Raw genomic sequence first — 14,706 nt, 5'->3', positions numbered from 1 at the left:
CCATGTCAGATAAAAGACGTTATTTTGGTACAGATGGTGTGCGTGGAAAAGTAGGGCAATACCCTATCACTCCGGACTTTGTACTTAAACTTGGTTGGGCTGCTGGTCGTGTTCTTGCTAAACAAGGTACAAAAAAAGTTATCATAGGTAAAGATACCCGCATTTCTGGTTATATGCTTGAATCTGCTTTAGAAGCAGGTCTTGCTGCTGCAGGCCTTCAAGCAACTTTCACAGGTCCAATGCCAACCCCTGCTGTTGCTTACTTAACACAGACTTTCCGCGCAGAAGCTGGGATTGTTATCTCAGCATCTCATAACCCATATTATGATAATGGTATTAAGTTCTTCTCTTCTGAAGGCACTAAGTTATCTGATGAAATTGAGTTAGCGATTGAGGCTGAATTAGATAAAGACATTGAATGTGTAGAATCATCAGAGCTTGGTAAAGCGGTTCGCTTAAATGATGCAGCAGGTCGTTATATTGAATTTTGTAAAAGCACATTCCCTAACCACATGAGCTTGTCTGGAATGAAAATTGTTGTGGATTGTGCTCATGGTGCGACATACCATATTGCTCCTGCAGTTTTTAGAGAGCTTGGTGCAGAAGTTATTGCAATGGGTGTTGAGCCAAATGGCACCAATATAAATCATGAAGTCGGTGCAACGGATGTACGAGCTTTACAAGCTAGAGTGCTTGAAGAGAAAGCTGCACTCGGTCTAGGTTTTGATGGTGATGGCGACCGTATCATCATGGTTGATGAGCTAGGTAACAAAGTTGATGGTGACCAAATCGCTTATATCATTGCTCGTGATGCCCTACGTCGCGGAGAACTGAAGGGTGGTGTTGTAGGTACATTAATGACTAACCTTGGTATGGAAAATGGGCTTAAGCAATTAGGGATTCCATTTGTACGTGCAGCTGTTGGTGACCGATATGTAATGGAACAGCTTTTAGCTAAAGGTTGGAAGATCGGTGCTGAGAATTCTGGTCACGTTATTTTGCTTGATAAAGTAACAACTGGTGATGCGATTGTTGCGGCATTGCAGGTATTAGCATCAGTAGTGGACAGTGAAATGTCTCTAAACGAGCTATCACAAGGTATGACGCTATATCCACAAGTTTTAGAAAACGTAAGATTTAGTGGTGACTCAAACCCATTAGAAGCAGAAGCGGTAATTCGGTCAGTTAAAGAGGTTGAACTTGTTCTTGGTGAAAAAGGTCGAGTGCTACTTCGTAAGTCTGGAACAGAGCCTCTACTACGTGTAATGGTTGAAGGTGAAGATGCAGAATTAGTTCAAAGCTCAGCGCTTAAAATTGCAGAGGCGGTAAAAGCCAGCTGTTAATCAACTTATTGTTGAACTAATCAAAACAAGCATAAGGTAGTTTTATGCTTGTTTTGTCTTTTTTTTGAGCGTTTGTTTTCTAAAGGCTTATTTTTGGCAAATTCCACTTGTCAGGTAAGTAAGCATTCGTTAGTATTGCTCGGCCTTCAGTTAGGAGGTCGCTAGCCTTGTTCTCTAAACATCGTGTAAATAGTGTTTTAGAACGGCGCTGGCTCAACAATTAGGAACATAGGTGGAAAAATGTTTACAGTTCTACTTGTGATTTACCTGTTGGCAGCGCTTGGTGTAATTGGCCTAGTGTTAATTCAACAAGGTAAAGGCGCAGATATGGGAGCTTCATTCGGTGCTGGTGCTTCAAACACTGTGTTTGGTGCTGGTGGCTCAGGGAATTTCCTAACCCGAATGACTGCAATTTTTGCAATCGTATTTTTTGTTATTAGCTTAGTACTTGGTAATATGTCTACACATAAAACTGAGTCACAGTGGATTGACCCGACTCAAGGTCAGGTAATTCAGCAAGCTAATGATGCAGTGAGTGAAGTTCCGGCGCAAGGCGACGAGATTCCACAATAATCTGAAAGATTTGATGCCGAGATGGTGAAATTGGTAGACACGCTAGCATGAGGTGCTAGTGCCTTAGGGTGTGAGGGTTCGAGTCCCTCTCTCGGCACCATGTTTACAAACTTGTAAAACATCTTGTTGGGCGTATAATGCTCACAAGTCGGACGCGGGATGGAGCAGTTTGGTAGCTCGTCGGGCTCATAACCCGAAGGTCGTCGGTTCAAATCCGGCTCCCGCAACCAATTTTCAAAGCACACTATGTGTGAAAGTTGGTAGCAAGTTTACGTAGTGTGAACCTCACTACGAGTTAAGTATTAATCTTATTAGATAATTGCTTAACGAATCAGGGTCCAGCAACAAAAACCCCGGCTTATACGGGGTTTTTTGTTATCTAAGCATTTATAAATGCATTTAGGTAATGTTTGCTTGGAATTTAAATTGGGCTTTGAGCCCTTTTTTTGTTTCTGGAGTGGTTAAATGACTGGTTTAGAAAGACAACTTACTGAAATGCTTGAAGCTCCTGTAGCTGCGTCAGGTTATGAGTTAGTTGGATTAGAATTTATTCGTGCGGGTGAGCACTCAACGCTACGTATCTACATTGATCATGAAAATGGTATTTTTGTAGATGATTGTGCTGAAGTAAGTCATCAAGTAGGTGCAGTATTAGACGTTGAAGATCCAATTTCAGTGATTTACAACCTTGAAGTGTCTTCACCAGGTCTAGAAAGACCACTATTCAAAGCTGAGCATTACCAACAATTTATTGGTCACGAGGTAAGCATTGTTTTGAAAATGGCTGTAGCCAACCGTCGTAAATGGAAAGGTGATATCCAATCTGTTGATGGTGAGACTATTTCAATATTAGCTGAAGGGAACACAGAAGAGTTTCCACTAAGTAATATTTCGAAAGCTAACCTGATCCCTAAATTTTAGTTCTCCTCGTGAGAAAAGCTTAAGAGGCTAGATTAATGAACAAAGAAATTTTAGCGGTAGTAGAAGCTGTTTCAAATGAGAAAGCAGTTCCTCGTGAGCGTATTTTTGAAGCGCTTGAAATCGCGCTTGCAACAGCAACTAAGAAGAAAAGCGAATTTGAAATTGAAGTTCGTGTAGAAATCGATCGTAAAACGGGTAATTTTGAGACTTTCCGTCGTTGGGAAGCTGTTGAAGTTGTTGAATTCCCAACAAAAGAGATCTCTTTCGAAGCTGCACAGTACGATGATCCTGAAATCGAACTAGGTGGTTTCATTGAAGATGATATCGAGTCAGTTACATTTGACCGTATTACGACTCAAACCGCTAAGCAAGTTATTGTACAAAAAGTACGTGAAGCTGAGCGCGCTCAAATTGTTGAACAGTTCATCGATAATGAAGGTGAGCTAGTTACTGGTGTTGTTAAGAAAGTTAACCGTGACACAATTATCTTAGATCTAGGTAGCAACGCTGAAGCGGTAATCCTTCGTGATGACCAACTTCCACGTGAAAACTTCCGTCCAGGTGACCGAGTACGTGGTTTGCTTTACGCAGTTAAGCCAGAGGCTCGTGGTTTCCAGTTATTCATTACTCGCTCTAAGCCTGAAATGCTAGCTGAACTATTCCGCGTAGAAGTACCTGAAATTGGTGAAGAACTGATTGAATTAAAAGGTGCGGCTCGAGATCCTGGTTCGCGTGCTAAAATCGCAGTGAAAACCAATGATAAACGCATTGACCCTGTAGGGGCTTGTGTTGGTATGCGTGGTGCACGTGTACAAGCGGTTTCTAATGATCTTGGTGGTGAGCGTATTGATATCGTGCTTTGGGATGATAACCCGGCACAATTTGTTATCAATGCAATGGCTCCTGCAGATGTAGCTTCTATCATCGTTGATGAAGATGCGCACTCAATGGATATCGCAGTAGAAGCAGATAACCTAGCTCAAGCTATCGGTCGTAGCGGTCAAAACGTACGTCTAGCTTCTCAACTAACTGGTTGGGAACTGAATGTAATGACAGTTGCTGATCTTCAGAAGAAACACCAAGAAGAAGCGGTTGCTTCAATTGAAAACTTCATGAAGCACTTAGATATCGAAGAAGACTTCGCTCAAATGCTTGTAGAAGAAGGTTTCTCTACTTTAGAAGAAGTAGCATACGTTCCAGTAAACGAACTTCTTGAAGTCGATGGTCTAGATGAAGGCATCGTTGAAGAGCTACGTAACCGTGCGAAAGATGCTCTGACTACTCTAGCGCTTGCTAAAGAAGAAACTTTTGATGGTGTTGAGCCAGCAGAAGACTTACTTGCACTAGAAGGTCTTGAGCGTGAGATGGCTTACAAGTTAGCAGCAAAAGGTGTTGCAACACTTGAAGATTTAGCTGATCAAGGTGTTGATGAACTAGAAGGTATTGAAGATCTAACAGAAGAACGTGCAGGTGAGCTTATCATGGCTGCGCGTAACATCTGTTGGTTCGGCGACGAAGAATAACTCAGCAAGGAGAGAGCGGTATGACACAATTAACAGTTAAAGCACTGAGTGAAGAGATTGGTACGCCAGTTGACCGCTTAATTGAACAACTTGCTGATGCAGGAATGAAGAAAGCAGGATCGGATCAAGTTTCAGATGCAGAAAAGCAAAGTTTGCTTACTCACCTGAAAAAAGAACATGGTGACACTTCTGGTGAAACTGAACCGACTCGCTTAACTCTTCAACGCAAAACCCGCAGCACGTTAAGTGTTGCCGCTGGAGGCGGTAAGAGTAAGGATGTTCAAGTTGAGGTACGTAAGAAGCGTACTTACGTAAAGCGCAGCACAATCGAAGATGAAGCGAAACGAGAAGCCGAAGAAGCTGATACTCGTGAAGCGGAAGATAAAGCACAACGCGAAGCTGAAGAGCAAGCGCAACGTGTAGCTGCAGAGAAAGCACAGCGCGAAGCCGAAGAGAAAGTAAAACGTGAAGCAGATGCTAAACGTGAAGCTGAAGAAAAGGCAAAACGCGCACAAGCTGATAAGGCTAAAAAAGACATGAATTCAAAGAACGCAGACACAAACGCACAAGCGAAGAAAGAAGCTGATGAGCTAAAAGCACGTCAGGAGCAGGAAGCAACGCGTAAAGCTGAAGCTGAAGCTGCAAAACTAGTTGAAGATGCTCGTAAGCTAGCAGAAGAAAACCAAGAACGTTGGTCTGAAGAAGAGAAGAAGAAGAAAGAACAAGAAAAATCTGCGGATTACCATGTTACGACTTCTACTTACGCTCGTGAAGCAGAAGATGCAGCGGATAAAAAAGACGAGAAAGCTCCTCGTCGTCGCAAGAAGAAAGCTGCTCCAGCTACTCAACCAGGCAATAACCGTGGTGGTCGCAACCAACGTGGTCGTGGTGGTAAAGGTAAGCTTGCTAAACCAACTTCAATGCAGCAAGGTTTTGATAAATCAGCAACTGTTGCTAAGTCTGACGTTGCTATTGGCGAAACAATCGTTGTTTCTGAACTGGCTAGCAAAATGTCAGTTAAAGCAACTGAAGTAATTAAAGTTATGATGAAGATGGGCGCTATGGCGACTATCAACCAAGTGATCGACCAAGAAACAGCAGCTCTTGTTGCTGAAGAAATGGGTCACAAGGTTATTCTTCGTAAAGAAAATGAACTTGAAGAAGCAGTACTAGCGGATCGTGATAGCGATGCAATCGCTGAAGGTCGTGCTCCTGTTGTTACTATCATGGGTCACGTTGACCACGGTAAAACTTCAACACTTGATTACATTCGTAAAGCACACGTTGCTTCTGGCGAAGCTGGCGGTATCACGCAGCACATTGGTGCTTACCACGTAGATACTGATAACGGTATGATCACTTTCCTTGATACTCCTGGACACGCGGCGTTTACTGCCATGCGTGCTCGTGGTGCTCAAGCGACAGATATCGTTGTACTTGTAGTTGCAGCAGACGATGGCGTAATGCCACAAACAATCGAAGCAATCCAGCACGCGAAAGCGGCAGGCGTTCCTCTGATTGTTGCTGTGAACAAGATCGATAAAGAGGGTGCAAACCCAGACAACGTTAAGAATGAGCTAGCTCAATACGACGTTATCCCTGAAGAATGGGGCGGTGAGAACATGTTTGTTCACATCTCTGCTAAACAGGGTACAAACATCGAAGGTCTTCTAGAAGCAATCCTTCTTCAGTCTGAAGTTCTTGAACTTACAGCAGTTAAAGAAGGCATGGCGTCTGGTGTTGTTGTTGAATCTCGTCTTGATAAAGGTCGCGGTCCAGTTGCAACAGTACTAGTACAGTCTGGTACTCTAAACAAAGGCGACATCGTTCTTTGTGGTCAAGAGTACGGTCGTGTTCGTGCAATGCGCGATGAAAACGGTAAAGACATCGAAACTGCAGGTCCATCTATTCCTGTAGAAATTCTAGGTCTTTCTGGTGTTCCTTCGTCAGGCGACGAAGCGACTGTTGTACGTGATGAGCGTAAAGCACGTGAAGTAGCTAACTACCGTCAAGGTAAATTCCGTGATGTTAAACTAGCTCGTCAACAAAAAGCTAAACTAGAAAACATGTTCGCAAACATGGAAGCTGGTGAAGTTGCTGAACTTAACGTTGTACTAAAAGCAGACGTTCAAGGTTCTGTTGAAGCAATCGCTGACTCTCTACTGAAACTTTCAACTGACGAAGTTAAAGTGAACATCGTAGGTTCTGGTGTTGGTGGTATTACTGAAACTGATGCAACGCTTGCAGCAGCTTCTAACGCTATTATCCTTGGTTTCAACGTTCGTGCTGACGCAACTGCGCGTGGTACTGTTCAGAATGAAAACCTTGATCTACGTTACTACTCAATCATTTACCAACTGATCGACGAAGTGAAACAGGCGATGGGCGGTATGCTTGCTCCTGAATTCCGTCAAGAGATTATTGGTCTTGCTCAAGTACGTGATGTATTTAAGTCTCCTAAGATCGGCGCAATCGCTGGTTGTATCGTGACTGAAGGTATCATTAAGCGTAACAACCCAATCCGCGTTCTTCGTGAAAACGTTGTTATCTACGAAGGTGAATTAGAGTCACTTCGTCGCTTTAAAGATGATGTTCAAGAAGTTAAAAATGGTTACGAGTGTGGTGTTGGCGTTAAGAACTACAACGACGTTCGCGTTGGTGACCAGATCGAAGTATTCGAAATCGTTGAGGTTCAACGTACTTTAGACTAACCAGTCTGTACGACTCGACATATTGACTAAGGTTACTAACATTACTAGTAAAGGTAATAAGTAATCGGTTGTTGAATACACCATGGGGGGCTGGTTATTACCAAGCCCCCCATCTTTCTAAGTGAGAAAAGAAAATGTCAAAAGAATTTAGCCGCACACAGCGTGTGTCTCAGCAGCTACAAAAAGAGCTAGCACTTATCTTGCAACGTGAAGTCCGTGACTCACGCATTGGTATGGTTACGATCTCAGACGTAGAAGTGTCTCGTGATCTTGCATACGCAAAAGTGTTCGTGACTTTCCTATGTATCGGTGAGCAAACACCTCAATCATGTCTTGCTGCTCTTAAAGAGCACGAAGTGCCAGTCCGTATGGCTCTAGGTAAGCGTATTCGCCACCGCCTGACTCCTGAAGTTCGTTTTACATATGACGATACATTAGTTGAAGGTATGCGTATGTCTAACTTAGTAAGTGAAGTTTTGAGTGAAGACAAGCGTAAGCAGCATGAAGCTGGCCGTGATGAAGATACAGAAGTAAAAGGTGAAGAGTAATGGCTCGCCGTCGTAAAGGTCGCCCAATAAACGGGGTAATTCTGTTAGATAAACCAACTGGTATTTCATCTAATGATGCACTGCAAAAAGTAAAACGCATTTACTTTGCAGAGAAAGCTGGGCACACAGGTGCTCTGGATCCTCTTGCGACTGGCATGCTGCCAATTTGTCTTGGTGAAGCGACGAAGTTTTCTCAGTTTCTTCTAGATTCTGATAAACGCTACGTGGTGATCGCTAAGCTTGGTGAGCGTACCAATACCTCTGACTCTGATGGTGAAGTGGTAGAGACTCGTGATGTGAACGTGACTCAAGAACAGCTTGAACAGTGTATTGCAAGCTTCAAGGGCGAAACCGACCAGATACCATCAATGTTCTCTGCATTGAAGTATCAAGGTAAGCCTTTATATGAATACGCACGTGCTGGTATCGAAGTTCCTCGTGAATCTCGTAAGATCACTGTTTACTCTATCGAGCTACTTCGCTTTGAAGGTGATGAAGTTGAGATGGAAGTACATTGTTCGAAAGGCACTTACATCCGCACAATCACTGACGATCTTGGTGAAATGCTAGGTTGTGGTGCTCACGTTACAATGCTTCGTCGTACTGGTGTTGCAAAGTACCCGTACGAGCGCATGGTGACTTTGGAGCAGTTAAACGCGATTTTAGAGCAAGCTCAGGAACAAGAGGTTGCACCTAAAGAGCTACTCGATCCTCTGCTAATGCCGATGGACACTGCCGTTGAAGATTTACCAGAGGTAAACCTGAATGCAGAGCTGACTGACCTTGTTCAACATGGTATGCCAGTTCAAGTATCCGGAGCACCAGCCGAAGGCACTGTGCGTATGACAAGCGGCGAAGAGAAGTTGTTTGTTGGTGTTGCTCAAATTGCTGAAGATGGTCGAGTTGCACCAAAGCGTCTGGTTGTTTTCAGAGATGAAGAGCCACAAGTTTAATGTGTAAATCTAGTTAGATATTAGCTTTTCGCATTGAAAAGTTGGTAAATAAGACAGAAAGCGAACGCCTGATTTAGGTAGTTCGCTTTTTTCGTTTTTCACGGGTTCGATTGTTATTGCACCAACTCGTAAACTTCCCTATAATCCTCGGCTCGCGTAGCGGCTGAATCAGAGATTGGCTGCTACAAATATAAACTTACTCTTATCAGGAGAGATTTATGTCTCTGAATGCAGAAACTAAAGCAGCAATCGTTGCAGAATACGCACAATCTGAAGGCGACACAGGTTCACCAGAAGTACAAGTAGCACTACTTACTGCTTCTATCAACCACCTACAAGGTCACTTCAAAGCGCACAAACACGATCACCACAGCCGTCGTGGTCTACTACGTATGGTTTCTAGCCGTCGTAAGCTTCTTGATTACTTGAAAGGCAAAAACCTTGCTCGTTACCAAGACCTAATCAAGCGTCTAGGCCTACGTCGCTAATAGCGATGTCTGCAAAGACAGTTTGAAGAAAAGGAGCATTTATGCTCCTTTTTTTGTGCCTGTAAGAAAATGGCTGACCGGATGCTCAGAATATCATCTGGCTTTTTCTGATAGGAAATATCTCTCCTAATAAAAATAGTTTATACTACGCCCGCCTATAGCGTTTTCACGTTAGGCACTCAACCTCTCAAGAGATTACAGTCACAGATGTCGGCCAATAGGTCGCGACTATTCAAAGGCGGATTTAGTCTTAATTCGGCGTGTGAACTCATGTAAAGAGTCACTATTCTGAGTCCCTTTTCACTAGTCGCGATTGGTAATATCTTGAGTCATTATTCACTTAATCTAAAGTCATGACTTTAGAGCTAAGGATATACAATGTTTGAAAAACCAGTTGTAAAATCGTTCCAGTACGGTAACCACACCGTTACTCTAGAAACGGGCGTAATTGCACGTCAAGCTACTGCTGCTGTAATGGCAACTATGGATGATACATCAGTATTCGTTTCTGTTGTTGCTAAGAAAGAAGCTGTTGCAGGTCAAGATTTCTTCCCTCTAACAGTTAACTACCAAGAGCGTACATACGCTGCGGGTAAAATCCCTGGTGGTTTCTTCAAGCGCGAAGGTCGTCCATCTGAAGGCGAGACGCTAACAGCTCGTCTGATTGACCGTCCAATTCGTCCACTTTTCCCAAGTGCGTTTAAAAACGAAGTTCAAGTTATCGCTACGGTTGTTTCTATCAACCCTGACGTAAACCCAGACATGATCACTATGATCGCAACGTCTGCTGCACTTGCTATCTCTGGAGCTCCATTCAATGGTCCTATCGGTGCTGCACGTGTTGGTCACATCGACGGTGAACTAGTTCTTAACCCATCAAATACTGAGCTTGAAAACTCTAAACTAGACCTAGTTGTGTCTGGTACAGAAGGCGCAGTACTAATGGTTGAATCTGAAGCAGATAACCTATCTGAAGAAGAAATGCTTTCAGCTGTTGTTTACGGCCACGACCAACAACAAGTTGTAATCAAAGCAATCAACGAGTTTGCTGCTGAAGTTGCAACTCCATCTTGGAACTGGGAAGCGCCAGCAGTTAACACTGGGCTTAAAGCTAAAGTTGCTGAGCAAGCTGAAACTCGTCTATCTGACGCGTACCAGATCACTGAGAAAATGGCTCGTTATGAGCAAGTTGGCACAATCAAAACTGAAGCTGTAGCTGCACTTCTTGCTGAAGATGAAAACCTAGATGAGCGCGAAATCCGCGGCATGCTTGGTTCTCTAGAGAAAAACGTAGTACGTAGCCGCATCATCGCTGGCAACCCTCGTATTGATGGTCGTGAAAAAGACATGGTTCGTGCGCTAGACGTACGTACTGGTGTTCTTCCACGTACACACGGTTCTTCTCTATTCACTCGTGGTGAAACTCAAGCACTTGTTACTGCAACGCTTGGTACACAGCGTGATGCACAAATCATCGACAGCCTAATGGGTGAGAAGAAAGACAACTTCCTTCTACACTACAACTTCCCTCCATACTGTGTAGGTGAGACTGGTTTCGTTGGTTCTCCTAAGCGTCGTGAAATTGGTCACGGTAAGCTTGCTAAACGTGGTATCCAAGCAGTAATGCCTTCTGTTGACGAATTCCCATACACAGTTCGTGTTGTATCGGAAATCACAGAATCTAACGGTTCTTCTTCAATGGCTTCTGTATGTGGTACATCTCTAGCACTTATGGATGCTGGTGTTCCAATCAAAGCTTCTGTTGCGGGTATCGCAATGGGTCTTGTTAAAGAAGGCGACGATTTCGTTGTTCTTTCTGACATCCTTGGCGACGAAGATCACCTAGGTGACATGGACTTTAAAGTAGCAGGCACTAACGCTGGTATCACTGCACTTCAAATGGACATCAAGATCGAAGGTATCACTAAAGAGATCATGCAAATTGCACTTAACCAAGCGCAAGGTGCACGTAAGCACATCCTTTCTGTAATGGATGAAGCTATCTCTGGTGCTCGTGAAGATATCTCTGAGTTCGCTCCTCGTATCCACATGATGAAGATCAACTCTGATAAGATCAAAGATGTTATCGGTAAAGGCGGCGCAGTTATCCGTGCTCTTTGTGAAGAAACTGGTACTACAATCGAAATCGAAGACGATGGCACAATCAAGATTGCTGCAACTGAAGGCGCAGCAGCTAAAGAAGCTATCCGTCGTATCGAAGAGATCACTGCTGAAGTTGAAGTTGGTCGTATCTACCAAGGTAAAGTTGCTCGTCTAGCTGACTTTGGTGCATTCGTAACGATTCTTCCTGGTAAAGATGGTCTAGTACACATTTCTCAAATCGCTGATAAGCGTGTTGAAAAAGTGTCTGACTACCTAACTGAAGGTCAAGAAGTACCAGTTAAGGTTCTTGAGATTGACCGTCAAGGCCGTGTACGTCTAAGCATGAAAGAAGCAGTTGAAACTCCAGCTGAAGGTGAAGCACCAGCTGCTGAGTAATCAGCCTATGATAGGTTTATCGCTTTTTGGTGATTTCTAACCTATCAATACTAAAGCATGTTATAAAGGGGAGCATATCGCTCCCCTTTTTTTATTGCGGTCTTATAGGAGTATTTATTCGTGAAATGGTTTCAAACCGCGAGCTTGTGTGTGTTACTCACGCTGACTGGTTGTGCATCAACATCTGATAAGATTACTCAGCAATGGGTTTACCCTCCAATGGCTGTGCCTCTGCAGGCTAGTGTCCAACAAGAAGTTCAAATAGCTCGGTTAACGCAGTTACTACAACGTACTGATTTAAAAAAAGAAGTTCGAGCAAAGATGCTATTTGAACGCGGTAATTATTACGATAGCGTAGGTCTACGTGATTTAGCTCGTCTTGACTTTAACCAGTCACTTTCTCTTAATCCCGCTCAACCGGATATCTTCAATTTATTGGGTGTGTACTTTACTCAAATAGGTGAATTTGATGCGGCTTATGAAGCATTTGATTCAACGTTAGAGCTTGATCCTAGTAACTCTTATGCTGAAAGAAATCGTTCAATTGCGCTTTATTATGGTGAACGATATGACTTAGCCAATGAAGAAATGTTGAAACATTACAAAGATGACCCTAGCGATCCATTCCGTGGTTTATGGCTTTATGTGATTCAAAGTGAACTAACACCTGAACAAGCAAAAAAAGATTTAGAGCAACGCTACAGCGCTCGTGATGAACAATGGGGTTGGGTGCTTGTTGCTATTATGCTAGGGGATATTACTGAAGAACAAGCGTTTAAAGCTATCTTATCAGGAACCCGTGACAACACATTGCTAGCACAAAGATTAACGGAAACGTATTTCTATTTAGCCAAGCGTCACCATTTAGCTGGTGACTACGCGAATGCTATCTCACTTTATAAACTCGCGTTATCATTCAATGTTTATGAGTATGTAGAACATCGATATTCTTTCTTAGAGTTGGGACGTATTTTCGAGCAGCTTCAGGCTGAGCGTATTGCTCAAGCTAAGCTCAAGGAAATAGAGCAAGCTCAGTAATAGATAATTTTTTACAAGCATTGTTGTATATAACTAGTTTCATCGTGAACCGCTGCCTGTCAGCGGTTTTTTCTTGCCAAAATAAACTCACAGAGTATTATAGTTAGCCATGCTAACTAATTGGGTTGTTTATGTTAACGTCTAACTTAGAAAAAATAGAACGTTTTGCTGCTAAAGTTTGGCGAATTCATAGTAAAGAAGATCCTATTAACCAGTTGAGCTTTAATGAGTACGACTACTTAAAAGTGATTCAGTTGGCTCCAGAGCCGATTCGACTAACTGATTTAGCTGTGGAAATGGAAGTGACAAAGCCATCTGCCACCAATATGGTACAACGTTTAGAACGCAAAGGGTTGGTACAACGAAAAGTGTGTACTGAAGACTCACGCGCGAAGCGAATTGAGCTGACGGAAAAAGCAATAATAGGCTTACAAGAAGAAAGCCATGTATATGGAATTATGTCTAAAGGATTAGAAAAAAAATTATCACGTGAAGAGTTAGAGCAGTTAAATCTGCTTTTGACTAAAGCGTTGAAATAAGTTTCTCTGATTTAAGTAAATAGTTAGCTATGTTAACTAAATTGCTAACGTACAAACTGCACTTAAAGAAGACTATATTCTCGGAAGTAGAGATACCTTGATGAGTAATTCAATTAACCGCCAGTTCTGGCGATATACAATCCCTACAGTCGCAGCAATGCTGGTGAATGGTTTTAATCACAAATAATACTACTTACTAATTTCTGTTAGTTAAACTTTTACTTTATGAACCTTCATTTTGTTTTTGTGGGACTAACAGAAAAAAATAGTGATTATGTTGATTTGATGTGAATGGAGTGTTAATCTTAAACTAACAGAAATAAATAGAGATTATTTATGTTGGAGTCGATTAAGGTTAGCAATTACGAGTTTGATGTAACTTTAACCCAAGATGCTTATGTGCTTTGCCTTGAGGGTATACCGCTAGTGTCTGCTAATGCTTATCTCGCATACAAAGGGAAAAGAGTAAAGACCGATGCTTTGAGAAATAAAGCTCAGATGTTGAAGACCTATCTATCACAGGTACTTACTGACTACAATGACTGGATTTTTTTGGAAGATGATCGTGAGAATCCAGAAAAGAATAGGTATGTAAAAGCAAGCACTGCTCACTTAGAAGTAAATGATAGCTATGTGTCTGGCTACTTGAGTCTCTTAGCTAGAGGTGATGTGGAATTCACGAAAGGTATACCACTAGAAAACTCTTCTATTACTCAGCATATCCACGTTATTCGTGAATTCTATGAGTTTTGCTATGACTATGGATTATCATCATTTAATCCAAGTTTTTCTTATCTTTATGATAAATATACTCAAAAGCAAACCGCAACAATAGGCTTGGATAAAGCTATTCACGATCTTTACTATGATGAGGTTGAGTTTAATAAGCTGCTGAACTACCTGACAACAATCAATCCATTCCTCCATGAGAGGGATCGTCTTATTCTTCTACTGTGCTATTACTCTGGCATAAGACCACATGAACTGATCAAGTTTCACAATTTTACAATCAAGCGCTTGTTAAAAGTAATAGACAAACATGCACCGTTCAATGCTAGTACAGAGCTGATCGTTACTGGTAAAGGAAGAGGTGCAGGTAAATTGCGCAAAATCATCATACCGCCACAAGTCTATGCTCCGTTGAAAAAATTTTTGTATGTGACGATTCCTCTTTGGGAGAAGAAACAGCAAATTAAATTTTCAGGATCAATCTTTACATCATTAAGTGGTAAGCCTTTAAAGTCGTCTAGCTGTTTTAATGATCAGCAATGGAAAAAAATGGTTAACGCATACATTTCCAAAGGAATGTTAGACATCACGGAAATTGAATTGTGGAAAAAGAGAGATCTGTATTCAACACGGCACTGCTTTGCCACAAACCACGTTATTCAGCAACGTAAAGAAGGGAAGCGCTTAGATCAAATCGCTCTTAAAGAGCTAATGGGTCATTCTAACTTTTCTACAACGTTAGCTTCATATATTTACCTTGCAGCAGTCCTAACCGAAGATGAAATACTTAAAAGCTTCGCTGTTGAAATGTCAGATAAAGATCACGCAAGGAGAGGCTAGA

The 14,706-nt window shown here is 42.3% G+C and carries 12 protein-coding genes and 2 tRNA genes; all 14 read left to right on the top strand.

Annotated features, from left to right (window positions below; all coding sequences use genetic code 11):
- Positions 1 to 2: 2 nt before the first annotated feature.
- The 14 genes from glmM (at position 3) to L4C37_RS01055 (ending at position 14,705) form a co-directional block, all read left to right on the top strand.
- Positions 3 to 1,343, top strand: a complete 1,341-nt coding sequence (gene glmM, locus L4C37_RS01120) for a phosphoglucosamine mutase (protein WP_137373438.1) — start codon at positions 3 to 5, stop codon at positions 1,341 to 1,343.
- Positions 1,344 to 1,583: 240 nt separating this feature from the next.
- The gene (gene secG / locus L4C37_RS01115) at positions 1,584 to 1,916 is read left to right on the top strand and encodes a preprotein translocase subunit SecG (protein WP_137373439.1); all 333 of its coding nucleotides are present in this window, start codon (positions 1,584 to 1,586) and stop codon (positions 1,914 to 1,916) included.
- Between the two features lie 15 nt (positions 1,917 to 1,931).
- Positions 1,932 to 2,016 (top strand) — tRNA-Leu (locus L4C37_RS01110).
- Between the two features lie 53 nt (positions 2,017 to 2,069).
- Positions 2,070 to 2,146: transfer RNA gene (locus L4C37_RS01105), tRNA-Met, on the top strand.
- A gap of 235 nt (positions 2,147 to 2,381) precedes the next feature.
- Positions 2,382 to 2,837 (top strand): ribosome maturation factor RimP, encoded by a 456-nt coding sequence (gene rimP, locus L4C37_RS01100; RefSeq protein ID WP_137373440.1) that lies wholly within the window; start codon positions 2,382 to 2,384, stop codon positions 2,835 to 2,837.
- Between the two features lie 35 nt (positions 2,838 to 2,872).
- Positions 2,873 to 4,360 (top strand): transcription termination factor NusA, encoded by a 1,488-nt coding sequence (nusA, locus tag L4C37_RS01095; RefSeq protein ID WP_137373441.1) that lies wholly within the window; start codon positions 2,873 to 2,875, stop codon positions 4,358 to 4,360.
- A gap of 20 nt (positions 4,361 to 4,380) precedes the next feature.
- Positions 4,381 to 7,071, top strand: coding sequence for a translation initiation factor IF-2 (gene infB / locus L4C37_RS01090; RefSeq protein ID WP_273296684.1), 2,691 nt, complete (start codon positions 4,381 to 4,383; stop codon positions 7,069 to 7,071).
- A gap of 134 nt (positions 7,072 to 7,205) precedes the next feature.
- A complete protein-coding gene (gene rbfA, locus L4C37_RS01085) occupies positions 7,206 to 7,619 on the top strand; it encodes a 30S ribosome-binding factor RbfA (RefSeq protein ID WP_137373443.1) in 414 nt (137 codons plus the stop codon).
- A complete protein-coding gene (gene truB, locus L4C37_RS01080; protein WP_429767663.1) occupies positions 7,619 to 8,572 on the top strand; it encodes a tRNA pseudouridine(55) synthase TruB in 954 nt (317 codons plus the stop codon). The genes rbfA and truB overlap by 1 nt, the downstream gene beginning before the upstream one ends.
- Positions 8,573 to 8,790: 218 nt before the next feature.
- Complete coding sequence (rpsO, locus tag L4C37_RS01075) at positions 8,791 to 9,060, top strand: 30S ribosomal protein S15 (protein ID WP_010436144.1); 270 nt, start codon at positions 8,791 to 8,793, stop codon at positions 9,058 to 9,060.
- Positions 9,061 to 9,438: 378 nt separating this feature from the next.
- Positions 9,439 to 11,559: a polyribonucleotide nucleotidyltransferase gene (gene pnp, locus L4C37_RS01070; RefSeq protein ID WP_429767662.1), complete on the top strand. Its 2,121-nt coding sequence runs from the start codon at positions 9,439 to 9,441 to the stop codon at positions 11,557 to 11,559.
- A gap of 120 nt (positions 11,560 to 11,679) precedes the next feature.
- The gene (nlpI, locus tag L4C37_RS01065; protein WP_429767661.1) at positions 11,680 to 12,597 is read left to right on the top strand and encodes a lipoprotein NlpI; all 918 of its coding nucleotides are present in this window, start codon (positions 11,680 to 11,682) and stop codon (positions 12,595 to 12,597) included.
- A 131-nt stretch (positions 12,598 to 12,728) separates the two neighbouring features.
- Entirely contained in the window at positions 12,729 to 13,136 is a 408-nt protein-coding gene (locus tag L4C37_RS01060; RefSeq protein ID WP_429767660.1) for a MarR family winged helix-turn-helix transcriptional regulator, read from the top strand.
- Between the two features lie 336 nt (positions 13,137 to 13,472).
- The gene (locus tag L4C37_RS01055; protein ID WP_429767659.1) at positions 13,473 to 14,705 is read left to right on the top strand and encodes a site-specific integrase; all 1,233 of its coding nucleotides are present in this window, start codon (positions 13,473 to 13,475) and stop codon (positions 14,703 to 14,705) included.
- Position 14,706 lies beyond the last annotated feature (1 nt).

Origin of the sequence: Vibrio kagoshimensis, assembly GCF_050337535.1 — a bacterium.
Taxonomy (GTDB): domain Bacteria; phylum Pseudomonadota; class Gammaproteobacteria; order Enterobacterales; family Vibrionaceae; genus Vibrio; species Vibrio gallaecicus.
This window is presented reverse-complemented; position numbering and strand designations above follow the sequence as displayed.

Bases quoted from the DNA above. Each gene is read 5' to 3' on its own strand.
- glmM (WP_137373438.1), top strand. From the start codon at position 3: ATGTCAGATAAAAGACGTTATTTTGGTACAGATGGTGTGCGTGGAAAA.
- secG (WP_137373439.1), top strand. From the start codon at position 1,584: ATGTTTACAGTTCTACTTGTGATTTACCTGTTGGCAGCGCTTGGTGTA.
- rimP (WP_137373440.1), top strand. From the start codon at position 2,382: ATGACTGGTTTAGAAAGACAACTTACTGAAATGCTTGAAGCTCCTGTA.
- nusA (WP_137373441.1), top strand. From the start codon at position 2,873: ATGAACAAAGAAATTTTAGCGGTAGTAGAAGCTGTTTCAAATGAGAAA.
- infB (WP_273296684.1), top strand. From the start codon at position 4,381: ATGACACAATTAACAGTTAAAGCACTGAGTGAAGAGATTGGTACGCCA.
- rbfA (WP_137373443.1), top strand. From the start codon at position 7,206: ATGTCAAAAGAATTTAGCCGCACACAGCGTGTGTCTCAGCAGCTACAA.
- truB (WP_429767663.1), top strand. From the start codon at position 7,619: ATGGCTCGCCGTCGTAAAGGTCGCCCAATAAACGGGGTAATTCTGTTA.
- rpsO (WP_010436144.1), top strand. From the start codon at position 8,791: ATGTCTCTGAATGCAGAAACTAAAGCAGCAATCGTTGCAGAATACGCA.
- pnp (WP_429767662.1), top strand. From the start codon at position 9,439: ATGTTTGAAAAACCAGTTGTAAAATCGTTCCAGTACGGTAACCACACC.
- L4C37_RS01060 (WP_429767660.1), top strand. From the start codon at position 12,729: ATGTTAACGTCTAACTTAGAAAAAATAGAACGTTTTGCTGCTAAAGTT.
- L4C37_RS01055 (WP_429767659.1), top strand. From the start codon at position 13,473: ATGTTGGAGTCGATTAAGGTTAGCAATTACGAGTTTGATGTAACTTTA.